The 26,407-nt window shown below is 70.8% G+C and carries 27 protein-coding genes; 13 read left to right on the plus strand and 14 right to left on the minus strand.

Annotated features, from left to right (window positions below; translation table 11 throughout):
- Positions 1-22 precede the first annotated feature (22 nt).
- Together sigE and AB0I66_RS19510 are read left to right on the plus strand one after the other, a co-directional pair.
- Positions 23-790, plus strand: a complete 768-nt coding sequence (gene sigE, locus AB0I66_RS19505; RefSeq protein WP_363209104.1) for an RNA polymerase sigma factor SigE — start codon at positions 23-25, stop codon at positions 788-790.
- On the plus strand, positions 787-1,839 hold the full coding sequence (locus AB0I66_RS19510; protein WP_363209105.1) for a zf-HC2 domain-containing protein: 1,053 nt from the start codon (positions 787-789) through the stop codon (positions 1,837-1,839). Before sigE ends, AB0I66_RS19510 begins: the two co-directional genes overlap by 4 nt.
- A gap of 89 nt (positions 1,840-1,928) precedes the next feature.
- Here AB0I66_RS19510 and AB0I66_RS19515 read toward each other — a convergent pair whose 3' ends face one another.
- On the minus strand, positions 1,929-2,051 hold the full coding sequence (locus AB0I66_RS19515; RefSeq protein ID WP_363209106.1) for a hypothetical protein: 123 nt from the start codon (positions 2,049-2,051) through the stop codon (positions 1,929-1,931).
- A gap of 196 nt (positions 2,052-2,247) precedes the next feature.
- On the opposite strand from AB0I66_RS19515, the gene AB0I66_RS19520 reads away from it, so the two are divergent.
- From AB0I66_RS19520 to AB0I66_RS19530, 3 genes are all read left to right on the plus strand, one after another.
- The gene (locus AB0I66_RS19520; RefSeq protein ID WP_363209107.1) at positions 2,248-3,951 is read left to right on the plus strand and encodes a trypsin-like peptidase domain-containing protein; all 1,704 of its coding nucleotides are present in this window, start codon (positions 2,248-2,250) and stop codon (positions 3,949-3,951) included.
- Positions 3,952-4,033: 82 nt separating this feature from the next.
- Entirely contained in the window at positions 4,034-4,498 is a 465-nt protein-coding gene (locus AB0I66_RS19525; protein ID WP_363209108.1) for a sec-independent translocase, read from the plus strand.
- Between the two features lie 186 nt (positions 4,499-4,684).
- Positions 4,685-5,359: a hypothetical protein gene (locus tag AB0I66_RS19530; protein WP_363209109.1), complete on the plus strand. Its 675-nt coding sequence runs from the start codon at positions 4,685-4,687 to the stop codon at positions 5,357-5,359.
- A 102-nt stretch (positions 5,360-5,461) separates the two neighbouring features.
- Here AB0I66_RS19530 and AB0I66_RS19535 read toward each other — a convergent pair whose 3' ends face one another.
- Genes AB0I66_RS19535 through AB0I66_RS19545 form a run of 3 tightly spaced genes read right to left on the minus strand, consistent with a single transcriptional unit; the run spans position 5,462 to position 8,476 of the window.
- The gene (locus tag AB0I66_RS19535) at positions 5,462-6,595 is read right to left on the minus strand and encodes an Mrp/NBP35 family ATP-binding protein (RefSeq protein ID WP_363209110.1); all 1,134 of its coding nucleotides are present in this window, start codon (positions 6,593-6,595) and stop codon (positions 5,462-5,464) included.
- 44 nt (positions 6,596-6,639) lie between these two features.
- Positions 6,640-7,215 carry a DUF1003 domain-containing protein gene (locus AB0I66_RS19540; protein ID WP_363209111.1) on the minus strand — a complete coding sequence of 192 codons (576 nt, stop codon included), beginning with the start codon at positions 7,213-7,215 and terminating at the stop codon, positions 6,640-6,642.
- Entirely contained in the window at positions 7,202-8,476 is a 1,275-nt protein-coding gene (locus tag AB0I66_RS19545; RefSeq protein WP_363209112.1) for a CBS domain-containing protein, read from the minus strand. The genes AB0I66_RS19540 and AB0I66_RS19545 overlap by 14 nt, the downstream gene beginning before the upstream one ends.
- A 196-nt stretch (positions 8,477-8,672) precedes the next feature.
- On the opposite strand from AB0I66_RS19545, the gene AB0I66_RS19550 reads away from it, so the two are divergent.
- Entirely contained in the window at positions 8,673-9,446 is a 774-nt protein-coding gene (locus tag AB0I66_RS19550; RefSeq protein WP_363209113.1) for a hypothetical protein, read from the plus strand.
- Positions 9,447-9,465: 19 nt separating this feature from the next.
- On the opposite strand, the gene AB0I66_RS19555 is transcribed toward AB0I66_RS19550, so the two are convergent.
- On the minus strand, positions 9,466-9,978 hold the full coding sequence (locus tag AB0I66_RS19555) for a hypothetical protein (protein WP_363209114.1): 513 nt from the start codon (positions 9,976-9,978) through the stop codon (positions 9,466-9,468).
- Between the two features lie 52 nt (positions 9,979-10,030).
- Positions 10,031-11,152 (minus strand): magnesium and cobalt transport protein CorA, encoded by a 1,122-nt coding sequence (locus AB0I66_RS19560; protein ID WP_363209115.1) that lies wholly within the window; start codon positions 11,150-11,152, stop codon positions 10,031-10,033.
- Between the two features lie 471 nt (positions 11,153-11,623).
- Between AB0I66_RS19560 and AB0I66_RS19565 the strand changes: the two genes are divergently transcribed.
- Positions 11,624-12,208, plus strand: a complete 585-nt coding sequence (locus AB0I66_RS19565) for a suppressor of fused domain protein (RefSeq protein WP_363209116.1) — start codon at positions 11,624-11,626, stop codon at positions 12,206-12,208.
- Between the two features lie 18 nt (positions 12,209-12,226).
- Here the strand turns inward: AB0I66_RS19565 and AB0I66_RS19570 are convergent, their stop codons facing one another.
- Positions 12,227-13,516 (minus strand): MFS transporter, encoded by a 1,290-nt coding sequence (locus AB0I66_RS19570; protein ID WP_363209117.1) that lies wholly within the window; start codon positions 13,514-13,516, stop codon positions 12,227-12,229.
- Between the two features lie 172 nt (positions 13,517-13,688).
- Between AB0I66_RS19570 and AB0I66_RS19575 the strand changes: the two genes are divergently transcribed.
- From AB0I66_RS19575 to AB0I66_RS19585, 3 genes are all read left to right on the plus strand, one after another.
- A complete protein-coding gene (locus AB0I66_RS19575) occupies positions 13,689-14,330 on the plus strand; it encodes a DUF6758 family protein (protein WP_363209118.1) in 642 nt (213 codons plus the stop codon).
- A gap of 196 nt (positions 14,331-14,526) precedes the next feature.
- The gene (locus tag AB0I66_RS19580) at positions 14,527-15,402 is read left to right on the plus strand and encodes a PHP domain-containing protein (protein ID WP_363209119.1); all 876 of its coding nucleotides are present in this window, start codon (positions 14,527-14,529) and stop codon (positions 15,400-15,402) included.
- A 135-nt stretch (positions 15,403-15,537) separates the two neighbouring features.
- Positions 15,538-16,143: a MarC family protein gene (locus AB0I66_RS19585; RefSeq protein ID WP_363209120.1), complete on the plus strand. Its 606-nt coding sequence runs from the start codon at positions 15,538-15,540 to the stop codon at positions 16,141-16,143.
- A gap of 121 nt (positions 16,144-16,264) precedes the next feature.
- Here AB0I66_RS19585 and AB0I66_RS19590 read toward each other — a convergent pair whose 3' ends face one another.
- Positions 16,265-16,417, minus strand: a complete 153-nt coding sequence (locus AB0I66_RS19590) for a hypothetical protein (RefSeq protein ID WP_167829028.1) — start codon at positions 16,415-16,417, stop codon at positions 16,265-16,267.
- Positions 16,418-16,626: 209 nt separating this feature from the next.
- Between AB0I66_RS19590 and AB0I66_RS19595 the strand changes: the two genes are divergently transcribed.
- A complete protein-coding gene (locus AB0I66_RS19595; RefSeq protein ID WP_363209121.1) occupies positions 16,627-17,613 on the plus strand; it encodes an NYN domain-containing protein in 987 nt (328 codons plus the stop codon).
- Here AB0I66_RS19595 and AB0I66_RS19600 read toward each other — a convergent pair.
- Together AB0I66_RS19600 and AB0I66_RS19605 are read right to left on the minus strand one after the other, a co-directional pair.
- On the minus strand, positions 17,610-18,542 hold the full coding sequence (locus AB0I66_RS19600; RefSeq protein WP_363209122.1) for an alpha/beta hydrolase: 933 nt from the start codon (positions 18,540-18,542) through the stop codon (positions 17,610-17,612). The two genes, AB0I66_RS19595 and AB0I66_RS19600, sit on opposite strands and share 4 nt — an antisense overlap.
- A 1,105-nt stretch (positions 18,543-19,647) precedes the next feature.
- Entirely contained in the window at positions 19,648-21,786 is a 2,139-nt protein-coding gene (locus AB0I66_RS19605) for a DEAD/DEAH box helicase (protein ID WP_363209123.1), read from the minus strand.
- Positions 21,787-22,250: 464 nt separating this feature from the next.
- Between AB0I66_RS19605 and AB0I66_RS19610 the strand changes: the two genes are divergently transcribed.
- Positions 22,251-22,988, plus strand: coding sequence for a ferritin-like fold-containing protein (locus AB0I66_RS19610; RefSeq protein ID WP_363209124.1), 738 nt, complete (start codon positions 22,251-22,253; stop codon positions 22,986-22,988).
- Positions 22,989-23,379: 391 nt separating this feature from the next.
- On the opposite strand, the gene AB0I66_RS19615 is transcribed toward AB0I66_RS19610, so the two are convergent.
- The 4 genes from AB0I66_RS19615 to AB0I66_RS19630 all read right to left on the minus strand — a co-directional run bounded on the left by AB0I66_RS19615 (position 23,380) and on the right by AB0I66_RS19630 (position 25,221).
- Positions 23,380-23,652 (minus strand): hypothetical protein, encoded by a 273-nt coding sequence (locus tag AB0I66_RS19615; protein WP_363209125.1) that lies wholly within the window; start codon positions 23,650-23,652, stop codon positions 23,380-23,382.
- 186 nt (positions 23,653-23,838) lie between these two features.
- Positions 23,839-24,066 (minus strand): DUF3107 domain-containing protein, encoded by a 228-nt coding sequence (locus AB0I66_RS19620; RefSeq protein WP_055565193.1) that lies wholly within the window; start codon positions 24,064-24,066, stop codon positions 23,839-23,841.
- Between the two features lie 153 nt (positions 24,067-24,219).
- Positions 24,220-24,861 carry a TetR/AcrR family transcriptional regulator gene (locus AB0I66_RS19625; protein ID WP_363209126.1) on the minus strand — a complete coding sequence of 214 codons (642 nt, stop codon included), beginning with the start codon at positions 24,859-24,861 and terminating at the stop codon, positions 24,220-24,222.
- A 144-nt stretch (positions 24,862-25,005) separates the two neighbouring features.
- The gene (locus AB0I66_RS19630; protein WP_363209127.1) at positions 25,006-25,221 is read right to left on the minus strand and encodes a hypothetical protein; all 216 of its coding nucleotides are present in this window, start codon (positions 25,219-25,221) and stop codon (positions 25,006-25,008) included.
- A gap of 189 nt (positions 25,222-25,410) precedes the next feature.
- Here AB0I66_RS19630 and AB0I66_RS19635 point away from each other — a divergent pair, with 189 nt between their 5' ends.
- Positions 25,411-26,400 (plus strand): alpha/beta hydrolase, encoded by a 990-nt coding sequence (locus AB0I66_RS19635; RefSeq protein ID WP_363209128.1) that lies wholly within the window; start codon positions 25,411-25,413, stop codon positions 26,398-26,400.
- Positions 26,401-26,407 lie beyond the last annotated feature (7 nt).

A 26,407-nucleotide genomic window follows, 5' to 3' on the forward strand; every position in this document is an offset into this window, starting at 1 on the left:
GGAGCTAACGGGCGAGGTGGTTATGGTAGGGGCTCCACTGGACACCACCAGAGCCGACAGGGGAGGTGCGGCTGCGTCCGCGGATCGGGGAGGAGCGCTGAGGCGCTTTCTCGGGTTGGCGGGTGAGCCGAAATCCGTGACCGACACCGCTGACCGATTCCACACCGCCAACTCCGCTCAGACCGCGACCTTTGCCGCTGATGCGGAATCGCAGGCGTGGACTCCGCCCACCTGGGAGGAGATCGTCAGCACGCACAGCGGACGCGTCTATCGCCTCGCATACCGCCTGACCGGCAATCAGCACGACGCCGAGGACCTCACGCAAGAGGTCTTCGTCCGTGTCTTCCGGTCCCTGTCGACCTACACGCCCGGCACGTTCGAGGGCTGGCTGCACCGCATCACCACGAATCTCTTCCTGGACATGGTGCGCCGCAAGCAGCGCATCCGTTTCGACGCCCTCGGGGACGACGCGGCCGAGCGCCTCCCCAGCCGTGAGCCGTCGCCGCAGCAGGTCTTCAACGACACGCACTTCGACGCGGACGTCCAGCAGGCGCTCGACACCCTCGCACCCGAGTTCCGTGCGGCAGTGGTCCTGTGCGACATCGAAGGTCTCTCGTACGAGGAGATCGCCGCGACGCTCGGCGTCAAGCTGGGCACGGTCCGCAGCCGTATCCACCGTGGCCGTTCGCAGCTGCGCAAGGCCCTTCAGCACCGGTCGCCCGAAGCCCGCGCCGAGCGTCGCTCGCTCGCAGGAGCCGTGGCGCTGGGAGGAGGGGGCGCGACCGCGTGAGTGGATCACGGTCGAATCCTGCAGAGCGGCATCTGGCCGAGCAGCATCTGGGGGACCGACTCGCCGCCCTGGTGGACGGTGAGTTGGGCCATGACGCGCGTGAGCGGGTTCTCGCTCATCTCGCGACCTGTCCGAAGTGCAAGACCGAGGCCGACGCGCAGCGCCGGCTCAAGAGTGTCTTCGCCGAGGCGGCGCCGCCGCCTCCCTCCGAGAGTTTCCTCGCCCGGCTGCAAGGCCTTCCCGGCGGTGGCAGCGAGCCTCCTTCGGGCCCAAGGCCCCCTGGAAGCGGCGGCTTCGCCACCGCGGACAGTGAGTCGGGGCTGCCGCCGAGCGGAGTCTTCGGTGTGCGGCCCGAGACCTTCGGCTACGCGCCGTCGGGCAGCCATGCCGCGGTCCTGCCGGGATCGGGGCGCGGTTTCCGCATCCATGACGTCGACCGCCGTGACGTCGGCCGTGATGTCGGTCGTGCCGAGGCCGAGCGGTCGCTGTGGCGCGGGCGGCGGTTCGCCTTCGCCGCCGCGGGTGCGGTGTCGCTGGCCGCGATAGCCCTTGGCGGTGTCACGACGGGCATTCCCGCCGACCCGGGTGACCCGCGCGCGGGCTCCGGCACGAGCAACAGCTCCAACAGCAACACCTCGGGCAACGGCACGTCGGGCAACGGCAAGAGCAACGCGTCGCCGATGCGTTCGCCGGGCTCGGCGGTCACCGCGGCTCCCGATTCGGTGCGCCGCCGTGGCAGTGGGCCGCTGTCGGTGCAGGGCCAGCGTCCGGGGGTCCTCGCGGCGCCGGTCGCGCCCACGCAGGCGACCGGGCCCCTGCTGCCCGGAGTGCCCGCGCGGGGTCCTCGTGTCCAGCAGCCCGAGCCGGTGTACGCGGGGCAGCAGGTCGCGGCGCCGATGCTGACCGGTGCGGCGATCATGTCCCCGCTGATCCGTCCGGTCCCTCCCGTGGTCCAGGGCAGCGCGTCCCCCACCGGCACCGTGCCGACGGCGGGCACGGCGTCCGCGCCCGTCGAGGGCAGGCTGCAGGGCACTTCGCAGATACGCTGACGTGCTCTGCGCTTCGGCGCGGGAACCTGGTTGAATCCTCGGTGGGCCGTGCCTGCCCGAGGCTTGTGGCGGGCGCGGAGATGAGCACGTCATCGGCGTCCGCCGTAGGCCAGGTGTGGGGAGAGCATGGACGAGGGCAAGCCCACGAAGGCGAAGTGGTGGAGCAGCTCCAGGTCGGCCTCCGCGCCGCGACCGGAGGGGACAGCCGCCACCGGCCGACCGGAGGACGCTTCAGGCGACTTCACCTTGGCCGCGGCAACACCACCGGCAACCTCCGCACCTACGGAACCCGACTCCGGCGCACTGCCCCCGGCTTACGCTGCCGACGCTCCGTCCGGGGCAATCCCCGCACCTGCCGAGCCCGGCGCCGTGACTCCGGCTGCTCCGGGGGCCCCCGCCCAGGCGGGCATGGCTTCTGGTGCGGCCGCGGATGCCGCTCTGGGTGGCCTGATTGGGGACGCTTCGGCTCTGGCTTACCCCGGCGATGCCTCGGGCACTCTGCCCGGCGCGACCCCTGCACCTGCCGAGCCCGCCTCCGCGACTCCGGCTGCTCCGGGGGCCCCCGCCCAGAGCGGCATGGCTCCCGGTGCGCCGGCCGAACCTGGCTCCGGTCCGTCCGACTCGGCCACCGTCCCCGGCGGCTCCGCCGAGCGACCCCGCCCGCTGCACGACCCCGATCCGTACAGCACCCCGCCCTACGGTGAGCCCGGTCCCTGGGCCCCCGCCCCGCCAGTACAGCACCCGGCGGCGACCCCGGCGCACGGCACGCAGCTCCCGGCGGCGCAGCACGGCGGAACCCCGCCCCACGGCACCCCGGGCCCGCAGCAGCCGCCGCAAGCCCAGCCCCAGCCCCACCCGACCCCGCAGCAGCCGCCGCAAGCTCAGCCCCACCCAGCCCCCCAGCAGCCCCAACCCATCGCCCCGCCCCGGCAGCCCTACGACCCCTGGAACGCGCCCCTTCAGCAGAGTGGGGCCGTGCCCGTTGATGCGGGGAAGCAGAAGAAGCGGGCGCGGCGGCTTGTTCTGGTGGGGATCGCCGTCATCGCGCTCGTGGCCGGTGGGATCGGTGGAGCCATCGGGGCCTACGTCGAGCGGAACGCCGGGGTCTCGGACATCGAGCTGCCGCAGGCGGACTCGCAGGACAAGACCCGGGCCAAGGACAGCGTCGCCGGGATCGCGGCGAGCTCGTTGCCCGGCGTGGTGACGCTGCACGTCAGCGGCGACGAGGCGCAAGGCACCGGCACCGGCTTCGTGCTGGACGGCAAGGGCCACATCCTCACCAACAACCACGTGGTCGAGCCCGCGGGGACCGGCGGCGAGATATCGGTGACGTTCAGCGGCGGAGAGACCGCCAAGGCGGAGGTCATCGGCCGCGACGCCGGTTACGACCTCGCCGTCGTCAAGGTCTCCGGCGTACGCGGACTCAAGCCGCTGCCCCTCGGCAACTCAGAGAACGTGCAGGTGGGCGACCCCGTGGTGGCCATAGGAGCCCCCTTCGACCTGGCCAACACCGTCACCTCCGGCATCATCAGCGCCAAGGAGCGCCCCATCACCGCCGGCGGCGAGAAGGGCGACGGCAGCGACGTCAGCTACGTCGACGCGCTCCAGACCGACGCACCCATCAACCCCGGGAACTCCGGCGGCCCGCTGGTCGACTCCCAGGCCCGCGTCATCGGCATCAACAGCGCAATCCGCTCCGCCGACGACAGCTCGGCCCCCGGCGGCGGCCAGGCGGGTTCCATCGGCCTCGGCTTCGCCATCCCCATCAACCAGGGCAAGCGCGTCGCCGAAGAGCTGATCAACACCGGCAAGGCCACACACCCTGTGATCGGTGTCACGCTCGACATGGAGTACACGGGCGACGGCGCCCGCGTCGGCGAGAAGGGCAAGGACGGCGGCCCCGCCGTGAACAAGGGCGGTCCGGGCGATGCTGCCGGGATCAAGCCCGGCGATGTCATCACCGAAGTGGACGGCCAGCGCATCCACTCCGGCGACGAACTCATCGTCAAGATCCGCGCCCACCGCCCCAAGGACCGCCTTGAACTGACCGTCCAGCGCGCGGGAAAGGACCGGAAAGTGACGCTGGTGCTCGGCGCCTCGGACGGGAACTGATCCACGTCTGTCGCCCAGCGGCTACCGGACGGACAGGAACGCCAGGTACCGTGGACGCGGTCCGGATGGCAAGGAGCTCAAGGTGTTCTCAGACATTGGCCCGCTCGAGGTAGTGGCGCTGATCATCCTCGCCGTGCTCGTTTTCGGCCCGGACAAGCTGCCCAAGCTCATTCAGGACGCCTCGCGGACCATTCGTAAGATCCGTGAATTCTCGGACAGCGCCAAGGCGGACATCCGCAGTGAACTCGGCCCGGAATTCAAGGACTTCGAGTTCGAGGACCTGAATCCGAAGACCTTCATCCGCAAGCAGCTCGACAACGACGAGCTCGGCCTGAAGGAAATCCGGAACGGCTTCGACCTGAAGAAGGAGATGGCCGAGGTCACGGACGCCGTGCACGGGCGGGAGAGTGAATCCTCCGATGCCGCGTCCGACGGGGGCGGCAGCCGCGTCGACATGGCCAAGAAGGACGGTCGTATCGACATGGACAAGAAGCCCGAGAAGGCCGCGCCCGCCGACCATCCGCCGTTCGACGCGGACGCCACCTGACCTCCTCCGAGGCACCCCCGCCGCGCCCCTGAGCGCCCCCATCGGCGCACCTTTCGCGTCACCCGACCGCCGACCGGTGTCCCGGCTTCCGGAACGGGTGTGGCTATCCTGCCTTGTTGTCCGGCTGAGGACGCCCGAGGGGGGCGGGCCCTGCGGACCGATGAGAACGAGGAGGCGGCCGGGTACATGGAGACGACAAGTCGCGTAGGCGCACAGGCGCCGGCCGCGGACGGCACCGCTCAGGCGATGCCCTCCGCCCGGCGCACGGTCGACAGCTATCTGCTGGCGCCCTTCCCCTGGTACGGCCTCGACGAGGCCTTCACGGGCGAGCGCTGGCTGATGCAGGTCGGCACCGCCGCGGACGGCACGGTGGAGCACGGCTCCATCGGGCACGGCGATGAGCCGTCGGTACGGAGTGACGGGCCTTTCGGCAACAACGACAAGGAGCGCTTCGCGGCCGTGGTGACCGTCGCGGCCAACCCGGTGCGGCGCAGCCCGGACGGCACGGGCCTGCTCGAGGCGACGTCGGTGTCGTCCGCGGCCTGGCTCGCCGGAGTGGGGCTGCTGTCCTTCACCTGGCCCAGCCAGATGGACCACAGCCTGCGTGACGACTGGCTGGACCAGCAGACCGAGACGGCCTGGGTCCTCGCGGACGACCTGCAGGGCGAGGACTGGTCGACGCTCTCGCTCCCGGTGGACGGGGTGCCGACCTCGTTCCACTACCGCGAGTCCGAGTTCGGCTGGGTGCTCGCCGGGTCCACGGAGGAAGGCGTCCACCTGGGTGCCTACGGCCGTGGCATGAGCGCGTACGGCCTGGGCTTCTCCGTGGTCAAGGACATCCACGACTACGCGGCCGGTTAGGACGCGCCCGGCCGGTCCGGCCGACGCACACATACGCCGATGGGGGCGCCGCTCATGACGAGCGGCGCCCCCATCGGCGTACGGCAGAAGCCCGGGAGGGCCTCAGAACTTGTTGCGCGGGGTGATCCCCAGGGTCATGCCCGCGAGGCCGCGCTGACGGCCGCCCAGCTTGCCCGCGATCGTGCGCAGCGCGGAGCCCGCCGGGGAGTCCGGGTCCGTCAGGACGACCGGCTTGCCCTCGTCGCCGCCCTCGCGCAGGCGGACGTCGATCGGGATGGAGCCGAGGACCGGGACCGTGGCGCCCGTCGTCTTCGTGAGGCCCTCGGCGACGCGCTGCCCGCCGCCCGTGCCGAAGACGTCGACCATCTCGCCGCAGTGCGGGCAGGGCAGCCCCGCCATGTTCTCGACGACACCGACGATCTTCTGGTGCGTCTGTACGGCGATGGAACCCGCGCGCTCGGCGACCTCGGCCGCCGCCTGCTGGGGCGTCGTCACGACGAGGATCTCGGCGTTCGGGACCAGCTGGGCCACGGAGATCGCGATGTCGCCGGTGCCCGGCGGCAGGTCGAGCAGGAGCACGTCCAGGTCGCCCCAGAAGACGTCCGCGAGGAACTGCTGGAGGGCGCGGTGGAGCATCGGGCCGCGCCAGACGACGGGGGCGTTGCCCGGCGTGAACATGCCGATCGAGATGACCTTCACGCCGTTCGCCGACGGCGGCATGATCATGTCCTCGACCTGGGTGGGCTTGCCGTCCGCGCCCAGCATCCGGGGCACGGAGTGGCCGTAGATGTCCGCGTCCACGACGCCGACCTTCAGGCCGTCCGCCGCCATCGCGGCCGCCAGGTTCACCGTCACCGAGGACTTGCCGACGCCGCCCTTGCCGGACGCGACGGCGTAGACACGGGTCAGGGAGCCGGGCTTGGCGAAGGGGACCTCGCGCTCGGCGGTCCCGCCGCGCAGCGCGCTCGCCAGCTCCTTGCGCTGCTCGTCGCTCATCACGTCGAGGGTGACGTCGACGCGCGTGACGCCCTCGACGGCGGCGACCGCGTCGGTCACGTTCTTCGTGATGGTCTCGCGCATCGGGCACCCGGAGACCGTGAGGTACACGGTGACCGCCACCACCCCGTCAGGGGAGATGTCGACCGATTTGACCATCCCCAACTCGGTGATGGGTCGATGGATCTCGGGGTCGTTCACCGTCGCCAGTGCTTCACGCACCGCGTCTTCCGTAGCCATAAGACCGATAGTACGGCGCGGTAACCCCGCCCCGGAAAGAGCCGTCAACGGTCGCCTACGTCACGCCCGCCGCTCTCCTCCGCCGGGAATACGACGCGAGGGCCCCTGCGCTGCTCCTCCAGCTCCTTGACCAGGTCCTGGAGTTCGCTGCGGATCCAGTCGCGGGTGGCGACCTCGCCCAGGCCCATGCGCAGCGAGGCGATCTCACGGCTCAGATACTCGGTGTCCGCGATGGACCGCTCGTTCTGTTTGCGGTCCTGTTCGAGGTTGACCCGGTCCCGGTCGTCCTGCCGGTTCTGCGCCAGCAGGATCAGGGGCGCCGCGTACGACGCCTGGAGGGAGAGCGCGAGGGTCAGGAACAGGAAGGGGAACGGGTCGAAGCGCAGCGCCTCGGGCGCCCAGACGTTCCACGCCACCCAGACGATGATCGTGACCGTCATCCAGACGATGAAGCGTCCCGTGCCCAGGAACCGTGCGATCCGCTCCGAGAGCCGCCCGAACGCCTCGGGGTCGTACTCCGGCAGGAACTTGCGGCGCGGGGGCCGCGGCTGGTCGAGCCGGAAGCGGGGAGCGGTCCGCTGCTCGGCGCGGTTGTCCCGCTCGCGGTCAGCCGGTGGCACGCGGCGCCTCCTCCTGGTGGAACTCGGTCTCGCGCCAGTCGTCCGGCAGCATGTGGTCGAGCACGTCGTCGACGGTGACGGCGCCGAGCAGCGAGCCGCCCTCGTCGACGACCGGGGCCGCCACCATGTCGTACGTCGCGAAGAACCCGGCGACCTGGGGCAGCGCGGTCTCCGGCGCGAGGGTCTGCAGATCGTCGTCCAGGATCGAGCTGACCAGCGTGTACGGGGGATCGCGCAGGAGCCGCTGGAAGTGCACGGTGCCCAGGTACTTGCCGGTCGGCGTCTCGTCCGGCGGGCGGCACACGTAGACCTGCGCGGCGAGGGCGGGGGACAGGTCCTGCTGGCGCACCCGCGCGAGGGCGTCGGCGACCGTGGCGTCCGGCCTGAGCACGATCGGCTCGGTCGTCATCAGGCCGCCCGCGGTGCGCTCCTCGTACGCCATCAGACGCCGTACGTCGGCGGCGTCGTCCGGCTGCATCAGCGTGAGCAGCCGTTCCTTGTCCTCTTCGGGGAGCTCGGCGAGCAGGTCGGCGGCGTCGTCCGGGTCCATCGCCTCCAGGACGTCGGCGGCGCGCTCCTCCTTGAGCTTGCCGAGGATCTCGATCTGGTCGTCCTCGGGGAGCTCTTCGAGGACGTCGGCGAGCCGGTCGTCGTCGAGGGCCGCCGCGACCTCCGCACGCCGTTTCGGCGTCAGGTGGTGCAGGACGTTGGCGAGGTCGGCGGGGCGCAGTTGTTCGAAGGTGGCGAGCAGGCTCTCGGCGCCCTGGCCGTGCTCCTCAAGGGAGAAGCCGTCGACGGCCGACCACTCGACGGTCAGCGTCTCGCCCTTGCGCCGGAAGGTGCCGCCCTTCCCCTTCCGTACGAAGACGCGGTCGATCTCCCAGTCACGGCGGGCCGGCAGCTGCTGCACCGCCACGTCGAGGACGGTGACCTCCTCGCCCGACTCGACGAGCTTGACCCGCCGGTCGAGCATCTCGCCGAGCACGAGCCGCTCGGTGGGCCGCTGCTCGAAGCGCCGTACGTTCAGTACGCCGGTCGTGATGACCTGGCCCGACTCGATGCCCGTCACCCGCGTCATGGGCAGGAAGATGCGGCGCCGCGTGGACAGCTCGACGACGAGTCCGAGCAGCCGCGGCGGCCTGCGGTTCACCCGGAGCATCGCGACCAGGTCGCGCACCCGGCCCACCTGGTCGCCGTTCGGGTCGAAGACGGCGGTGCCGGCCAGATGCGACACGAAGACCCGGGAGGCGCTTGCCGCCATCGCACGCCCCCTCTTCTGCTCGTGACCTTTTCATGCCGTTCTGTCAGTCAATGCGGGCTTCAGGCTAGCCCGTCCCGGTCGGATACGCCCCGGCGGGGCGTCCGGCCGGACTGGCGACAATCTACCTAGTCAGCACGGGTACGCTGCCGTACTGCCGTAGCCGTAGCCGTCGTCCCCACGAGAGGCAGCGCCCCCTGTGTCAGCGATTCCCCCGGTCCGCCGTATCCGCAAGACGGCACTCGTGAGCGCGATGTGCGCGGGCCTCGTCCTGGGGGTCACCGGTCTGACCGGGTGCAGCAGCGAAGAGGACCCGGACGCGGGCACGAACGGCATCGGCAAACTCTCCGCCGCGAAGATCCAGGGCAAGTCCCGCGCGGCGGCCGACGCGGCGCCCGCGGTGCGGCTCTCGGGCACGCTGGTCAGCAAGGGCCACACGTACAAGCTCGACATGCAGCTCAAGGACGAGGGCGGCAGCGGCTCGGTCACCTCCAAGGGTGAGACCTTCAGGCTGCTGCGCGTCGGCAAGCAGCTCTTCCTGATGGCCGACTCCTCCTTCTGGACCCACGAGGACGCCAAGGGCGGCGAGAAGCCCGGCAAGGCGGACGAGGGCGCCGCGGCGAAGCTCGACGGCAAGTACGTGAAGGTCCCCGAGGAAGACGCGTCCTACCAGCAGCTGAGCGGCTTCACCGACAAGGACCTCCTCCTGGAGGGCATGCTCACCCTGCACGGCGACCTTGCCACCGGCGAGCGCGGCACGACGTCGGGCAACCCCAGCATCAAGATCACCGGCGACAAGGGCGCGGGCGGCACCCTGGACGTCTCCCTCAAGGGCAAGCCCTACCCGCTGCGCCTGCAGCGCGCGGGCGACGCGGGCACGCTCCGGCTCAGCGACTGGGGCAGGGACTTCACCCTGGAGGCGCCGGCCAAGGACGAGATGGTGGACTACGGCGAGCAGCTGCCCGATTCGTAGAGTCCTGGCCCGGGGCCGGTCAGCCCCGCCGCTTCTTGCGCTTGAACAGCAGCCGGGGCAGCGCCTCGGGCACCGGCTTGCGGGTGGTCGCCCCGGTCGGCAGGGGCGGGGCCGCGAGTGAGCCGTCGGGCAGGTCGGTGACGGTCTCCCGCGGGGTGAGCCGCACGACCCGGCACTCGTCCGCCCAGCGCTGCGGCATCCGCTCGCCGTCGGGCGCGTTCAGGCGCTTGCCCTTGAGCTCGGCGACGGCCGCCTCCCACGCCTCGGAGCGCGGCGCGAGCTCGGTCACCTCCGCCGTCCAGGCGATGAGCCGGCCGCCCTTGTCCTTGCTGCGTACGGTCACTTCGGCGGTGCCGCCGTCGACGAGACCCGGCAGCGGCTGCTCGCCGGGGCCGTCGCCGATGAGGTACGCCGCGCCCTCGTGCCACACGTGCCACAGGGCACGGGCAGGGCCTTCGCCGCGCACCCAGATGAGGCCGGACTTCTTGGTGGCCTCCTCGACGAGGGCCTGGGCGAGCAGCGTGTCTGTCATGCGCGCAGCCTATCGAGCCGCGTGCCGCCTGCGCCCGGGTCCAGCGAGGGACCTAGAGCCAGCCGTTGCGCTTCAGGGTGCGGTGGATGGTCCAGCAGGCTCCGGCGATGAGACCGAGCACCATCGGGTAGCCGAACCGCCAGTGCAGCTCGGGCATGTGGTCGAAGTTCATGCCGTAGACCCCGCAGACCGCCGTCGGCACGGCGATGATCGCCGCCCAGGAGGTGATCTTGCGCATGTCCTCGTTCTGCGCGACCGCGGCCTGCGCGAGGTTGGCCTGGAGGATCGAGTTGAGCAGTTCGTCGAAGCCGACGACCTGCTCCTGGACGCGGGCCAGGTGGTCGGCGACGTCACGGAAGTACTTCTGGATGTCCGGGTCGACGAGCCGCATCGGCCGCTCGCTCAGCAGCAGCATGGGCCGAAGCAGCGGCGACACGGCCCGCTTGAACTCCAGGACCTCCCGCTTGAGCTGGTAGATCCGCCCGGCGTCGACACCGCGCGCGGAGCCCTTGCCCTTGCTCGGGGCGGAGAAGACCTCGGTCTCGACCTCGTCGATGTCGTCCTGCATGGCGTCGGCCACCGCGAGATAGCCGTCGACGACGTGGTCGGCGATGGTGTGCAGGACGGCGGAGGGCCCCTTGGCGAGGAGCTCGGGCTCCTCCTGGAGCCGGCGCCGCAGGCCGCGCAGCGAGCCATGACCACCGTGCCGGACCGTGATGAAGAAGTCCCGCCCGGTGAAGCACATCACCTCGCCGGTCTCCACGATCTCGCTGGTGGCGGTGAGTTCGGCGTGCTCCACGTAGTGGATGGTCTTGAAGACGGTGAAGAGCGTGTCGTCGTAACGCTCCAGCTTGGGCCGCTGGTGCGCGTGCACCGCGTCCTCGACGGCCAGCGGGTGCAGCCCGAACTCGGCGGCGATACCGGCGAATTCGGCCTCCGTCGGCTCGTGCAGACCGATCCAGGCGAAGCCGCCGTCGCGACGCACCTGGAGCATCGCCTCGTGCGGCGTGAGCGTGTCGTCGCAGGCCGCGCGGCGGCCGTCGCGGTAGACGGCGCAGTCGACGACGGCGGAGGCGGCGGTCGGGTCGCGCGTGGTGTCGTACGAGCTGTAGGCGCTGCCGTCCTTGCGGAGCGAGGGACGGACGGCGGCACGCAGGTCACGGATCATCGACATGGGCAGGCTCCTTCGACGGAGGCGGCCTGCGACGGTTGGAACTACCCGGAATGGGGACGTCCTGCTGAGGATGTTCGGCACGTCCACAAAGCGGGGAGCACCGCACCATCGCGGTGGCAGCTTCGCTACTGACTCAGATCAGGGGACACAGAGAGATCAGGTGGAAACGAAGTGCTCTTCCGTCGCACGCGAGCACGGGGAGTACTGGCGCACAGTGGCAGCTACAGGGCTGCGTGAGGTGTCAGACGGAAGAACGGGTGGTACTGCACGGTCGACTTCGATCCATGGCAGCCCCACCTCCTCCGGCCGGTCCCCCGTAGGGGAAGTCCCAAGCGCGTAGCGCGCCAAGTCATCTGCCCGGGCTTGAAAGCGCGCTCTGCGTGCTGCCCGGAACCAGCGGCCAACACTATCAGCCGACTGAAGTGTCAAGCCCCGTCTTTACCCGCCACTGACGAGTTCTATGCTCGCGTCATGGCTGATGTTCTTGCTCTGGTCGAGGCCCGTCTCCGCACCGGCCTCGGTGAACCGGACGCCCGCGCCGCGGTGACCTTCCTCGGCACCGACCGCGTCGAAGTGCTGCGTTTCACGGACGGGGACCTGGTCAGATACGCCACCCTCGGCATGTCGGCCCAGCCGATGGCCGATCCCACCGCCGCGCTTGCCGACCCGGTCAAGGGTCCGCGCGCGGAACTGATCCTCACGGTGCGGGGCGGGGTCGCCGACACGGACAAGGTGCTGCGCCCCCTCGCCGTACTGGCGGCCTCGCCGGTGGTCGAGGGCCTGATCGTGGCCCCCGGCGCGTCGCTCGACGTGGGTGAACCGCTGTGGCCCGGCGCCCAGTTCACGTCGGTGCTCGTCGCGGAGCCCGGCGGTCTGGTGGAGGACCTGGAGCTGGACGCGCCCATGGATCCCGTACGGTTCCTGCCGCTCCTTCCCATGACGCCGAACGAGGGCGCGTGGAAGCGGGTGCACGGCGCGCAGGCCCTGCAGGAGCGCTGGCTGAGCAGCGGGACGGACCTGCGCGATCCGCTGCGCAAGTCCGTGTCCCTGGACTGAAGTCCGCTGCCGGCAGCCCTAGTTGGCGAAGACGGTGACGCCGTCCTCCGTCGCGTGCCGCGGTTCGAGCTCCTCGGCCTCGTGCGTGAGGGAGTCCTTGCGGACCCACACCACGGCCGCGCCGAGCACCGCCGTGACGGCCGCGACCACGAACGGGATGTGGATGTTGCTCCACTCCTCGATCTTCGGCGCGAAGAACGGGGCGGCGGCTGCCGCGAACCACCGGACGAAGTTGTAACCGGCGCTGGCCACCGGGCGCGGCGCGTCCGAGACGCCGAGCGCGAGCTCGGTGTAGACGGTGTTGTTCACGCCGATGAAGGCACCGGACAGGATCGTGCAGACGATGGCCGTGGCGTGGGTGCCGTACCCGAGAACCAGCACGTCCGCCGCGAGCAGCACGAGCGAACCGCCGAGCACCTTCAGCGAGCCGAACCTCGCCTGGAGTCGCGGCGCCACGAGCACCGAGAAGACCGCGAGCAGCAGGCCCCACGCGAAGAAGATCGCACCCGACTTGTACGGGGTCATGTTCAGGACGAACGGCGTGAAGGCCAGGACCGTGAAGAACGTGTAGTTGTAGAAGAACGCGGAGGCGGCGGCCGACGCGAGCCCGCCGTGACCAAGAGCCTTGATCGGCGCGAGCAGCGAGGTCTTCTGGGCGGGCTTGGGCTGCTCCTTCAGGAAGGCCGTGATGCACAGGAAGCCGACCGCCATCAGGACGGCCGTGCCGAAGAAGGGGTAGCGCCAGCTCGCGTTGCCGAGCACCGCGCCGAGCAGCGGTCCGCACGCCATGCCCAGGCCGAGCGCCGACTCGTAGAGCAGGATCGCGGCGGCGCTGCCGCCGGCCGAAGCGCCGACGATGACCGCGAGCGCGGTCGACACGAAGAGCGCGTTGCCGAGCCCCCACCCTGCGCGGAACCCGACCAGTTCGCCGACCGAGCCCGAGGTGCCGGCGAGCCCGGCGAAGACCACGACGAGCGCGAGGCCGAGCAGCAGGGTCTTCTTGCCGCCGATCCGGCTGGAGACGAAGCCGGTCACCAGCATCGCGACGGCGGTGATCAGGAAGTACGAGGTGAAGAGCAGGGACACCTGGCTCGCGGAGGCGTCGAGGCCCTTGGCGATGGAGGGGAGGATCGGGTCGACGAGCCCGATGCCCATGAAGGCGACGACGGACGCGCCGGCGGTGGCCCAGACGGCCTTGGGCTGCCGCAGGAGGCTGGTCGCGCCCTCGTCGAACGGGTCCACTCCGGCGGACCCTCCGGTGTGCCCTCCGGCGGGACCTGTCGTGGGCCCTCCTGTGCTGCTGTTCATGCCTGCTCCTTCGCGGCTGCGTAAGCGGCTTCCGTCGAGATCGTTGACGTATACACACATTAGTTAGCCAAGCTAAAAGATGCAAGCTACATCTAGTTTCGCCTGGTGACAGGGCCACCGGACGGGTGATCGTCCTTGACGGGGCGACGACCGGGGAGGACCGTTGGTCGCTATGAGGGGCGAACCCAGTTGCCCGAAGTGTGGTGGCCGGGTCAGGGCTCCCGGCCTCTTTGCCGACTCCTGGCAGTGCGATGTGCACGGGACGGTGCATCCGCTGCAACCTGTGATCCCGCCGAGCGTCGAGGCGCTCCAGGTCGTGGTGCATCGCGCGCAGGTGCCGGTCTGGATGCCGTGGCCGCTGCCGGTCGGCTGGCTGTTCACGGGCGTGGCCTGCGCGGGCGACGACCGCAGCGGCGGCCGTGCCACCGCGGTGGCCTGCTCGGGGCCCGCGCCGCTCGGCGGCATGGGTGAGCTGGTCCTGGTCGCCGAGGAGCTCGGCGTCGGTCTCGGCGCGCGGTATGCCGGTGTCGACGGCCCGGACCCCGGCCCGTATCTGAACGTCGAGAAGCCCCCCGCGGCCAAGCTGCTCGCGGCGGGTCGGCCGACCCCGATGTGGCATGTGGCGGGCACACCGGACGACCGCGCGGTCTTCGCTGGCGAGGCGCGGGGCCTGTGGCTGTGGGCGATCGCGTGGCCGGAGCAGTCGGGACTCCTGATGTACGACGAGCTGGTCCTCACCGACCTGCGGGACGCGGGCGCGGAGGTGGACCTGCTGCCGTGCGGGGCGCTTTCGCCGCGGATCTTGATGTCTTGAGGTGGTGGGGGCTCTATGCCGTGAGGTGTGTGGGGTCGGGGCTTTCAGGGGGCGGTGGCGCGTCGGGGGAGTGAGGGGTGTCTCCCTTGGGGCGGGCGGTGGAACGTGTCGGTCCCGTTATCCTTGAGCGTCCCCTTTGCGGCCATCCCTCGTGGACCGGTACGCCCCCGCCCCGTCAGAGCCTGGAGTCCGCGTCGTGCGCATCGACCTGCACACCCACTCCACCGCCTCCGACGGCACGGACACCCCGGCGCAGCTGGTGCGCAACGCGGCCGCCGCCGGACTCGATGTCGTCGCCCTCACGGACCACGACACCACCCGCGGGCACGCGGAGGCCGTCGCGGCCCTGGAAGGGCTCGACCGGGGTCTCACCCTCGTCACCGGCGCCGAACTCTCCTGCCGCCTCGACGGCGTGGGCCTGCACATGCTGGCCTACCTCTTCGACCCCGACGAGCCGGAGCTCGCCCGTGAGCGCGAGCTCGTGCGCGACGACCGGGTGCCCCGCGCGAAGGCGATGATCGACAAGCTCCGGGAACTCGACGTCCCGGTCACCTGGGAGCAGGTCGCGCGCATCGCGGGCGACGGCTCCGTGGGCCGCCCGCACATCGCCGAGGCCCTGGTGGAACTGGGCGTCGTGCCCACCGTCTCCGACGCCTTCACGCAGGACTGGCTCGCCGACGGCGGCCGGGCGTACGCCGAGAAGCACGAACTGGACCCCTTCGACGCGATCCGCCTGGTCAAGGCCGCGGGCGGCGTCACCGTCTTCGCCCACCCGGCGGCCGTCAAGCGCGGCCAGGTGGTGCCGGAGGCCGCGATGGCGGCGCTGGCCGCAGCCGGACTCGACGGCATCGAGGCCGACCACATGGACCACGACCCGGCCACCCGCACCCGGCTGCACGGCCTCGCCGCGGACCTCGGCCTGCTCGCCACCGGGTCGAGCGACTACCACGGCAGCCGCAAGACCTGCGTGCTCGGGGAGTTCACCACCGACCCCGAGATCTACGGGGAGATCACGCGGCGCGCGACCGGGGCGTTCCCGGTGCCGGGCGCGGGCGGACGCGCCGGCGCGTAGCCGGCGCCGCAGGGCTCACTTTCCCCGCTCGCCGCTCCTCGGCCCCTCCCGGGCCCACTCCTTCCCGCTCCTCCCACTTGTCCGCCGCGCCCGTGCGGCATTTTCGTACGCTCACTTCACTGCAAGGCCATCACTGTGTTCGACGTCGCCGTCTTCGGCTCCCTCTTCCTCACCCTTTTCGTGATCATGGATCCCCCCGGGATCACGCCGATCTTCCTCGGACTCACCTCCGGCCGTCCGGCCAAGGTGCAGAAGAAGATGGCCTTCCAGGCCGTCTGCGTCGCCTTCGGCGTGATCGCGGTCTTCGGTGTCCTGGGGCACCAGATCCTCGACTACCTGCATGTCTCCGTCCCCGCGCTGATGATCGCGGGCGGTCTGCTGCTCCTGCTGATCGCGCTCGACCTGCTCACCGGCAAGTCGGACGAGCCGACGCAGACCAAGGACGTGAACGTCGCCCTGGTGCCGCTCGGCATGCCGCTGCTCGCGGGACCCGGCGCGATCGTCTCCGTCATCCTGGCCGTCCAGGACGCCGACAGCGTCGGCACGCAGATCTCCGTATGGGCGGCGATCGTGGCGATGCACGTCGTGCTGTGGCTGGTGATGCGCTACTCGCTGCTGATCATCCGGGTCATCAAGGACGGCGGCGTGGTCCTGGTGACGCGGCTCGCGGGCATGATGCTGTCCGCGATCGCGGTGCAGCAGATCATCAACGGCGTGACCCAGGTGATCAACGGCGCCTAGGGGCTCGGCAGCCATGTGTTCGTGTTCGGGCATGCCAAGGGCCCCCGTACCAAAGGTGTACGGGGGCCCTTCAACCTGTGCGCGCAACCTGTGCGCGCCAACTTATGCGTGCAACCTGGCGTTACGAGGCCGGGGATTCGGCCGGTCGGATATAGATGCGCTGGCCGATCGCTGCGGCCTGCTGCACGATCCGATTGACGGAGGCGGCGTCTACGACGGTCCGGTCCACGGCGGCGCCGTCGACGTCGTCGAGTCGCATGATTTCGAAGCGCATAAGGCTTCTCCCTTCGTCTGGTCATCCTCCTGAAGGAGAACTACTGGTGTGGTGGCCACCGGGACAGCTGTGTCCGGCGTTCCATACGGGTACAACGAGTTGCCCCCAGCAAACATTCCCTACGCTAAGGAAATTTTTCGACAGACTAATTACTCATGAGTAGCGGAACCGGTTGTGTTCGCTGCGTGACCAACGGGACAATGGCACCGATGAACGACGAGATCGAGATCAGCTCCCAGGACGGCCTCCAGGACGGCTCCCAGCCGGGCACTCAGCTGGGCACTGAGCTGGGCACTGAGCTGGGCACTCAGATCAGTGCCCAGTTGGAGCGCGCCACCAGCCTCCTCGAGCGCATGCTCGCCGAGGTGGCGAAGACGCCGTCCACGCACGCGATCTTCGTCGACGCCGGGTACGTGTACGCCGCGGCGGGGCGGCTCGCGGTCGGCACGGAGGACCGGCGCGCCTTCGACCTGGACGCGGAGGGGCTGATCGATGCGTTCATCGACAAGGCCCGCACGATCTTCGCGGACAGCCGCCTGCTGCGCGTCTATTGGTACGACGGTGCGCGGCGCCGTATCCACACGGTGGAGCAGCAGTCGATCGCGGAGCTCCCCGACGTCAAGGTCCGCCTGGGAAACCTGAACGCCAACAATCAGCAGAAGGGCGTGGATTCCCTCATCCGGACGGATCTGGAGTCACTCGCCAGGCACCGCGCCATCAGCGACGCGGCCCTGATCGGCGGCGACGAGGACCTGGTCTCGGCGGTGGAGGCGGCGCAGGGGTACGGCGCGCGGGTGCACCTGTGGGGCATCGAGGCCGCCGAGGGCCGCAATCAGGCCGAGCCGCTGCTGTGGGAGGTCGACAGCCAGCGCACGTTCGACCTCGACTTCTTCAAGCCGTACGTGTCCCGGCGCTCGGTCACGCCGTACGCGACGTACGAGGGCGCGGGCACGCCGCGGCCCGCGCGCGAGGACGTGCGTTTCGTGGGCGCGCAGATCGCCGCCAAATGGCTGGCCGCGCGGGGGCGTGCGGCGCTGGTGGACCTGCTGCCGGGGCATCCGTACCTGCCCGGGTCCGTGGACCAGGAGCTCCTGGTGGAGGCCGAGAAGCTGCTCGCGTACTCGCTGCGGGGGCAGTCGGATCTGCGGCGGGCGCTGCGGGACGGATTCTGGGAGCACCTGCAGACGCAGTACTAGTGATTGCCTGCGCTGTCGCTGTCGCTGTCGCTGTCGCTGCCGCCGCCGCTGCTGCTGATCCGGTCCCAGAAGGCGATGAGGGCGGCGGCGGTCTCCGCGGGGCGGTCGGTGTTGGGGGAGTGCTCGGCGCCGGCGATGACCGTGCGGTGGGCGTGCAGCCGGGCCGCCATGTCGTCCAGCCAGGGGATGGGCCAGGTGTCGTCGCGCTCGCCGGAGATGACGTGCTTGGGCAGGGGGAGCGCGGCGAGCTCCGCGACGCGGTCGGGCTCGACGCAGAGCTGCTTGCCGGTGGCGATGAGCTGGGCGGGGCTGTGGCGCAGCCAGCGGACGCGCAGGGCGTCACCGTCGAGGTCCGTCTCCTCCGGCGGGTCCATCGCCTGAATGGCCGCCCACGCCTCGTCCATCGACAGAACCCCGAGCGCGTCCGTCAGCATCTTGGCGCGGGCCTGCTGCGAGGGAGCGATCTGGGCCGGGCCTGACGCCATCAGGGTGAGTGAGGCGAAGGTGGGGGCGGGGGCTTGCTGGGTGGCGGCGCGGAGGGTTGCGGCGCGGGCGATGACGCCTCCGAGGGAGTGGCCCAGGAGGTGCGGGGGGTGGGGGTCGGTGTCGGCTTGGGTGAGGGCGGCGGCTTGGGCGAGGACGTCCTGGGCCAACTCGTCCTGGGCGTAGGGGAGTTCGTCGTGGGTCGGCCCCTCGGACTCGTACTGGCCGCGTCCGTCGACGGAGACGGCTCGGTACCCGGCATCTGCGATGGGCTCGAGCAGCGCGATGAAGTCCTCCTTGCTCCCGGTGAAGCCGGGGAGCAGCAGGACGGTGCCCTTGGCCTTGCCGGCCGGGCGGGCGTCCAGGGCGGCGAAGTCGCCGCGCGCGGTCCGAAGACGCCGGGCGTCGACGCCGGGGGGCGGGGTGAAGGTCGGGGGCCTGCTCATGCCTTGAGGCTAGCTGGCGGGTGGGGCGGGGGTTCTACGGGTCCGTGCCGGGCTTTGGGGTGGGGCGCCTCTGGTGGGGGCTGGCGGCTTGCTTCCCCGGGGGCCGGAGCGCCTCGCAGCCGTAGGGGACCGCTCGTCTGCCACGCCGGGGGACGTCGTACGCGCGCTCCGCGGCGCGGCTTTTTCCCACCCACCCACCCGAGCACCCCGCAGTCACCGGGGGCGTGACTCTCCGGCCGACGCGCAGGGGGGGGCGTGACTCTCCGGCCGACGCGCCGCGCCTGCCATACCCGCGCCTCCCACCCACCCGAGCACCCCGCGGTTGCAGGGGGCGTGACTCTTCGGCTGTCGCGCCGCGCCTGTTCCTGCCCGCCCTCCGAGCGGATGTCGCCCGCCCACCGGCCGAGCACCCCGCAGTCCAGGGGGGTGTTCGTCGGGTACGTCGCGGCTGTCGCGGCTGTCATGCCCGCGCTTCGCGCGGATGTCGCCCGCCCACCCGCCCGATTGCCCCGCAGTCAGAGGGGCGGGACCGTTCGGCGGGTGGGTGCGTTGCGGGTGGACGGCCCGTGCGTCGCGTGTGCGTCCACCCGAGCACCCCGCAGTGGCGGCAGGACTGTCCGGCGGGTACGCCGTGGGTGCCTTGCCCGCGCTTCGCGCGGATGTTTCCCGCCCACCCACCCGAGCGCCCCGCAGTTGCAGGGGGGCGCGGCTCTTCGGCTGGCGCGCCACGGGTGTCATGCACGTTCTTTGCGCTAGTTCTCTCCCGCCTCCCGGTCCGATTGCCCTGTGGTCGGAGCGGGGTGGATGGGCTGTTTGCTGGAGCGCCGCGAGTGTCCTGCACCCGCTTCGCGCGAGTACTTGCCCGCCCTCCGCGCAAATTCTTCCCACCCGCCCCTCCGGTTGCCCGTGGTCAGAGCACCGTGGGTGGGATTTTTGTGCGATGCGGGTGCAGGGCCTTGGGTCTTCTGTCCGTCTCCGTTGCCTGTTCGTCCTGGCCGTTGATGTGGGGAATCGGGCGGTGGGTTGTAGGGGTGGGTAGGCCGAAGGCCCGGTCCCTTGTGGGGGGCCGGGCCTTCGGGTTTTGCTTGCTGCTTGGTGGAGTGCCTTAGCGCTCCTCGGCCGGTGCAGCCACCGCCTTGCGGGTCCTGCGGCGCGGCTTGGTGACCGTGGCCTCCTCGGCGGCAGCCGGAGCCTCCGCGGCCTTGCGCGTACGGCGACGCGGCTTCGTCTCCTCCGTCGGCTGCGCGGGGATCCCGGCCTCGGTCACCTCCGCCACCGGCTCCGCTGCCTTGCGGGTGCGGCGGCGCGGCTTCTCCGCCGGGGCCTCGGCTGTGTCGACCGCTGCCTCGGCTGCCTTGCGGGTGCGGCGCGGCTTCGTTGCGGGGGTTTCCGTCGCCTCGGGCGTCGGTTCCGCTGCCTTGCGGGTCCTGCGGCGGGGCTTCTCCGTCAGGGCCTCGGTGGCCTCGGCTGTGTCGACCGCTGCCTCGGCTGCCTTGCGGGTGCGGCGCGGCTTGGTCGCGGGGGTTTCCGTCGCCTCGGGCGTCGGTTCCGCTGCCTTGCGGGTCCTGCGGCGGGGCTTCTCCGTCAGGGTCTCGGTGGCCTCGGCCGTGTCCACCGCTGCTTCCGCTGCCTTGCGGGTGCGGCGCGGCTTCTCCGCCGGGGTCTCCGTCGCCTCTGCCACCGGCTCCGCTGCCTTGCGAGTCCTGCGGCGCGGCTTCTCCACCGGGGGCTCGGTCTCCACCAGGGTCGCCGTTTCGACCGCTGCCTCCGCAGCCTCCGTACCGCTGCGCGTCCTGCGGCGGCGGCGCGGTGTGCGCGGCTCCGTCGGCTCGGACTCGGGGGCGGGGGTGGCTACCGGCGTCGGTGCGGCGGCCTCGGCGACCGCCACCGCCGGAGCCTCCAGCGGCGTACCCGAACGGGTGCGGCGGCGGCGACGCGGCGTACGTGCCTCACGCGGCTCGCGCTCCTGTACGGGAGCAGGCCCACGGTCACGGCCGCCGTCGCGCCCGCCGTCGCGCCCGCGGTCGCGGCCACGCGAGCCGCCCTTGCCGCCGGTCTCGCCGAGGTCCTCGATCTCCTCGGCGCGAAGGCCGGCGCGGGTCCGCTCGGCGCGCGGCAGGACACCCTTGGTGCCCGCCGGGATGTTCAGCTCCTCGTACAGGTGAGGAGAGCTGGAGTACGTCTCGACCGGATCGTTGAAGCCGAGGTTCAGCGCCTTGTTGATCAGCTGCCAGCGCGGGATGTCGTCCCAGTCGACCAGCGTGATCGCGATGCCCTTGGCGCCCGCGCGGCCGGTGCGGCCGATGCGGTGCAGGTAGGTCTTCTCGTCCTCGGGGGACTGGTAGTTGATGACGTGCGTGACGCCACCGACGTCGATGCCGCGCGCGGCGACGTCCGTGCAGACGAGCACGTCCACCTTGCCGTTGCGGAACGCGCGCAGCGCCTGCTCACGGGCACCCTGCCCGAGGTCGCCGTGCACGGCGCCCGAGGCGAAGCCACGCTTCTCGAGCTGCTCGGCGATGTCGGCGGCGGTCCGCTTCGTACGGCAGAAGATCATCGCGAGTCCGCGGCCCTCGGCCTGCAGGATGCGCGAGACCATCTCGGGCTTGTCCATGTTGTGCGCGCGGAAGACGTGCTGCTTCGTGTTCGCGACGGTCTGGCCCTCGTCGTCCGGCGCGGTGGCGCGGATGTGCGTGGGCTGCGACATGTAGCGACGGGCCAGGCCGATGACCGCGCCCGGCATGGTCGCCGAGAACAGCATCGTCTGACGCTTGGCCGGAAGCATGTTGATGATCCGCTCGACGTCGGGCAGGAAGCCCAGGTCGAGCATCTCGTCGGCCTCGTCGAGGACCAGGCACTTGATGTGCTTCAGGTTGAGCTTCTTCTGGCCCGCGAGGTCGAGCAGACGACCCGGCGTGCCGACGACGATGTCGATGCCCTTCTTGAGGGCCTCGACCTGCGGCTCGTACGCACGGCCGCCGTATATGGCGAGGACGCGGACATTGCGCGCCTTGCCGGCGGTCAGGAGGTCGTTGGTGACCTGCTGGCAGAGCTCACGCGTGGGGACGACGATGAGCGCCTGCGGGGCGTCGGTCAGCTGCTCGGGCTTGGCCCGGCCTGCCTCGACGTCCGCGGGGACGGTGACGCGCTCCAGGAGCGGGAGACCGAAGCCGAGCGTCTTGCCGGTGCCGGTCTTGGCCTGGCCGATGACGTCGCTGCCCGAGAGCGCGACGGGGAGCGTCATCTCTTGGATGGGGAAAGGGCTGGTGATGCCGACGGCCTCAAGGGCCTCGGCCGTCTCGGAGAGAATTCCGAGATCGCGGAAAGTCGTAGTCAGAGCATTGCCTCTTCTGTGAGACGCGGCCCGAGGCGAACGCTGGGGGGTCGTGACCGTGCCACTACCGCCGGCTGCTTGGGGGGCGGGGCCGGGGGCGCGGGACCACTGCCTGCGCTCGAGCGCTCGTACCGCTGAGGTTCCCTCCTCGTGCCGTCCGCACTGCGCGGGCCGCCTGGAGGGCTGTCGGGTCGGAGCCGATCGGGCCTCCGACCGGGCATCCTCATTCGTACGGCCCGTCGAATATTCGGCGGGCGCATTACCACTGTACCCCGGAATCTCGCAGCCGTGTCTGGCGAATTCGTCACGTCACTGTCGTCACAGTCACTGACCAGGCCCTTACACGTTGCTGCGCGCGGGCTATTGTGCGGTTTATGGAGACGCCTGACACCGCCGCTGACACACCTGCCGAACCCACGGGAATCGCTGCCCAGGACTGGACGACCGCTTCCGCCGACCCGAACTACCGCGCCGCGGTCGTGGACCTGCTCGGAGCGCTCGCCTACGGAGAGCTCGCGGCGTTCGAGCGGCTCGCGGAGGACGCGAAGCTGGCGCCGACGCTGGGCGACAAGGCGGAGCTGGCGAAGATGGCGTCGGCGGAATTCCACCACTTCGAGCAGTTGCGGGACCGGCTCTCGGCTATCGGCGCGGACGCGACCGAGGCGATGGAGCCGTTCGTGGCCGCGCTCGACGGCTTCCACCGTCAGACGGCGCCGTCCGACTGGCTCGAGGGGCTGGTCAAGGCGTACGTGGGTGACTCGATCGCCAGTGACTTCTACCGCGAGGTCGCGGCGCGGCTCGACGGTGACACCCGTCGACTCGTCCTCGGCGTGCTCGATGACACGGGGCACGCGAGCTTCGCGGTGGAGAAGGTGCGTGCCGCGATCGACGCGGATCCCCGGGTGGGTGGGCGGTTGGCGCTGTGGGCGCGGCGGCTCATGGGGGAGGCGCTTTCGCAGTCGCAGCGGGTCGTTGCTGACCGGGATGCGTTGTCGACCATGCTGGTCGGGGGCGTGGCCGATGGGTTCGACCTTGCTGAGGTCGGGCGGATGTTCTCTCGGATCACTGAGGCGCACACCAAGCGGATGGCTGCGTTGGGGTTGGCCGCGTAGTCGCAGGGGCTCCGGGGGGCGGGTTCTCCTCGGCTGCGGGTGCGTCGTGGTTTCTCGCGCCGTTCCCCGCGCCCCTTAGGGGGCTTGGCGCCGTTCTCGCCTGCGGGGTGCGTTGTGGTTCCTCGCGCCGTTCCCCGCGCCCCTTAGGGGGCCTGGGCGCCGTACTCGCCTGCGGGGTGCGTTGTGGCTTGTCGCGCAGTTCCCCGCGCCCCTGAAGGGGCCCGGAGCGCCGTTCCCCGTGCCCCTGAACGGGTCCGGAGCGCCGTTTCTCGTGCCCCTGAAGGGGCCCGGAGCGCCGTTCCCCGTGCCCCTGAAGGGGTCCGGAGTGCCGTTTCCCGTGCCCCTGAAGGGGGCCGGGGCGTCTTTCGGCAGGGACCGTAGGGCGCTCTCCCTACGCCGTCGCTGAGCGACGGCGTAGGTGGCCGCGGGTGGGGCGGAGGAGGAGGGAGAGCAGGGCTGCTGCCACGGCTACGGCGCCTGCGAGTGTGCCGAGGAAGTGGCCTGAGCCCAGGGCCATGTGTGTGACGAACGCGCCGATCATGGCGCCGGCCGCGCCGGTCGACAGGACCAGCTTGCGCGCGGGGAGCCGCGCGGACAGTCGGTGGGCCGCCGCCCATGCCAGGGCGAAACCGAGCAGTGCGGAGCCGAGTGCTTCCAGAATCACAGGGTCTTCCCTCCCTCGCGGCCAGGTGCAAAACGGTCGTAGCCGGTCTTACCCCTGGCGGCCGGAATGCAATCCTCCAAAGCCTTCCCCCGCAGGTCGCCTCAACGCATCGCGACGCACGAGAACGGCCCGGTGGTCACAACCACCGGGCCGTTCTCGTGTGTGCTGTGCGTGCAGCGCCTTGAACTACAGGGCGCTGAAACCCACCTTGCGTGCGGTCGGCTCGCCGAGCTCGACGTACGCGAGGCGGTCGGCCGGAACCAGGACCTTGCGGCCGTGGTCGTCCACGAGGCTCAGCAGCGGCGACTTGCCGGTCAGCGCCTCGGACACCGCGTGCTCGACTTCCTCGGCACTCTGGCCGCTCTCCAGCACGATCTCGCGGGGCGCGTACTGCACGCCGATCTTGACCTCCACGGCTTTGTCCCTCCGACGGTCAGTGATGTGCGCGGCCTGCCGCGCCGTACTCAGCACACATTAGCCCGGTGAGGCGACGTGCATGCTTGTGCCGCTGCACGCCGGTAGCGAACAGAGATCGGGAACAGAAGGCGGGAAGCCTTCCGGGGTGCGTCAGTGGCCTTCCAGGCCGTGCAGCGGGAAGCCCGCGATACCGCGCCAGGCCAGCGACGTCAGCAGTTCCACCGCTTTCTCGCGCGGGACCGTGCTGCCGCTCGCGAGCCAGTACCTCGCGACGACCTGTGAGTAACCGCCGAGGCCCACCGCGAGCAGCATCGCCTCGTCACGGGGCAGGCCCGTGTCCTCCGCGATGACCTCACAGATCGCTTCCGCGCACTGGAGGGTGACCCGGTCCACGCGCTCGCGGACCGCCGCCTCGTTCGTCAGGTCGGACTCGAAGACCAGGCGGAAAGCGCCGCCCTCGTCCTCCACGTACGCGAAGTAGGCGTCCATCGTGGCCGCCACCCGCAGCTTGTTGTCCGACGTCGACGCGAGCGCCGTACGCACGGACTGCAGCAGTGATTCGCAGTGCTGGTCGAGCAGGGCGAGGTAGAGGTCGAGCTTGCCGGGGAAGTGCTGATACAGCACCGGCTTGCTGACTCCGGCCCGCTCGGCGATGTCGTCCATCGCCGCCGCGTGATACCCCTGCGCGACGAAGACCTCCTGTGCCGCGCCCAGCAACTGATTGCGTCGGGCACGACGCGGCAGGCGTGTGCCCCGCGGGCGCGCTGCCTCTGTCTGCTCGATGGCTGTCACGCCGCCTCCCATGATCGTGAATGTGCGGTGTGCGCCGCGCGGCCATCGTACTTTTCAGTAACCGCGATGTGCGCGGTACGAGCGGAGAATTTCACGGACCGGACGACCGTGAAAGCCGTGCGTAGCAGGGCAAACACGGGCAGCTCAGCGGTAGTCGTCTTCGTCGAGGCTGACGACGCGGGCCTGTTCGGCCAGGTCGGCCTCGTTGGCCGCGTCCGTGTCCACACCCTGCAAGGAGTCGTCCCCGCGCGGCGCGAGGTCGGTCTGCTGCTCCGCGGCGTCGGCCTCGGGCGCTTCGGTGCTGGTGTCGGTGGGTGCCTCGGCCTCGAAGGTCTCGGGGTCGGTGGGGTCGACGGTCATCGTGGCTCTCTTCCGTAGAGGACTAGTGGTGCGAGTGCCCTGTCCGTCCTCTCCTATGAGCGTATTCGCCCTCTTCTATGAGCGTAGGAGACTGCCGAACCGGGCGCTACGCGATCTCCGGGCGAGATCGGCCGGATCTGTGACGGCGAACACATGAACCACCGTGTGATCGTCTCGTAACATTGCCGCATGTCTTCGACCGAGCTGCCGAACGTGATCGCCGCCACCGTCGCCCCCAAGCCGGGCGTCGTGGCGGTCGCGGACGGCGAGCGGCTCGACTCGGTCACCCTCCCCGGGCTCACGCTTTCGGTGCGTTCCAGGCCGTCGGTCCGCGAGGGACTGCCCTCCGCGCTGTACGTGCACGGGCTCGGCGGGTCCTCGCAGAACTGGTCGGCCCTGATGCCGCTCCTCGAGGACGTCGTCGACTGCGCGGCCCTCGACCTGCCGGGCTTCGGCGACTCGCCGCCGCCGGACGACGGTGACTACTCGGTCACCGGGCACGCGCGCGCGGTGATCCGCTATCTGGACTCGCGCGAAGACGGGCCCGTGCATCTGATCGCGAACTCCCTCGGCGGCGCGGTGACCACCCGCGTCGCCGCCGTCCGCCCCGACCTGGTGCGCACGCTGACGCTGATCTCGCCGGCGCTCCCCGAGCTCCGCGTGCAGCGCACGGCGGTGCCGACCGGTCTTCTGGCGGTGCCCGGCGTCGCGTCCCTGTTCACCAGGCTCACCAAGGACTGGACGGCCGAGCAGCGGGTCAGCGGTGTCATGGGGCTCTGTTACGGCGACCCGGGCCGGGTCTCGCCGGAGGGGTACAGCGCGGCGGTGCGGGAGATGGAGCGCAGGCTCGCCCTGCCGTACATGTGGGACGCGATGGCCCGCTCGGCGCGCGGCATCGTGAACGCGTACACGCTGGGCGGCCAGCACGGCCTGTGGCGGCAGGCGGAGCGAGTCCTTGCGCCTACGCTGCTGGTGTACGGCGGCAAGGATCTGCTCGTGTCGTACCGCATGGCTCGCAAGGCCGCCGCGGCGTTCCGTGACTCGCGGCTTCTCACCCTGCCGGACGCAGGGCATGTGGCGATGATGGAGTATCCGGATACGGTGGCCACGGCGATCCGCGAACTCCTCGCGGACACGGGCGAGTTGCATGCATCCGGTCAATCGGGCGCGGGGAGCTGAGGCGGCG

Source organism: Streptomyces sp. NPDC050439 (assembly GCF_040655335.1).
In the GTDB taxonomy this organism is placed as follows: Bacteria; Actinomycetota; Actinomycetes; order Streptomycetales; family Streptomycetaceae; genus Streptomyces.

Coding starts and splice junctions, on each gene's coding strand:
- AB0I66_RS19545 (WP_363209112.1), bottom strand. CDS start 8,476: ATGGCGGCAAGCGCCTCCCGGGTCTTCGTGTCGCATCTGGCCGGCACC.
- AB0I66_RS19635 (WP_363209128.1), top strand. CDS start 25,411: ATGTCTTCGACCGAGCTGCCGAACGTGATCGCCGCCACCGTCGCCCCC.
- AB0I66_RS19555 (WP_363209114.1), bottom strand. CDS start 9,978: ATGACAGACACGCTGCTCGCCCAGGCCCTCGTCGAGGAGGCCACCAAG.
- AB0I66_RS19610 (WP_363209124.1), top strand. CDS start 22,251: ATGGAGACGCCTGACACCGCCGCTGACACACCTGCCGAACCCACGGGA.
- AB0I66_RS19595 (WP_363209121.1), top strand. CDS start 16,627: ATGAACGACGAGATCGAGATCAGCTCCCAGGACGGCCTCCAGGACGGC.
- AB0I66_RS19590 (WP_167829028.1), bottom strand. CDS start 16,417: ATGCGCTTCGAAATCATGCGACTCGACGACGTCGACGGCGCCGCCGTG.
- AB0I66_RS19630 (WP_363209127.1), bottom strand. CDS start 25,221: ATGACCGTCGACCCCACCGACCCCGAGACCTTCGAGGCCGAGGCACCC.
- AB0I66_RS19565 (WP_363209116.1), top strand. CDS start 11,624: ATGGCTGATGTTCTTGCTCTGGTCGAGGCCCGTCTCCGCACCGGCCTC.
- AB0I66_RS19605 (WP_363209123.1), bottom strand. CDS start 21,786: ATGACGCTCCCCGTCGCGCTCTCGGGCAGCGACGTCATCGGCCAGGCC.
- AB0I66_RS19520 (WP_363209107.1), top strand. CDS start 2,248: ATGGCTTCTGGTGCGGCCGCGGATGCCGCTCTGGGTGGCCTGATTGGG.
- AB0I66_RS19575 (WP_363209118.1), top strand. CDS start 13,689: ATGAGGGGCGAACCCAGTTGCCCGAAGTGTGGTGGCCGGGTCAGGGCT.
- AB0I66_RS19530 (WP_363209109.1), top strand. CDS start 4,685: ATGGAGACGACAAGTCGCGTAGGCGCACAGGCGCCGGCCGCGGACGGC.
- AB0I66_RS19600 (WP_363209122.1), bottom strand. CDS start 18,542: ATGAGCAGGCCCCCGACCTTCACCCCGCCCCCCGGCGTCGACGCCCGG.
- AB0I66_RS19560 (WP_363209115.1), bottom strand. CDS start 11,152: ATGTCGATGATCCGTGACCTGCGTGCCGCCGTCCGTCCCTCGCTCCGC.
- AB0I66_RS19535 (WP_363209110.1), bottom strand. CDS start 6,595: ATGGCTACGGAAGACGCGGTGCGTGAAGCACTGGCGACGGTGAACGAC.
- AB0I66_RS19570 (WP_363209117.1), bottom strand. CDS start 13,516: ATGAACAGCAGCACAGGAGGGCCCACGACAGGTCCCGCCGGAGGGCAC.
- sigE (WP_363209104.1), top strand. CDS start 23: ATGGTAGGGGCTCCACTGGACACCACCAGAGCCGACAGGGGAGGTGCG.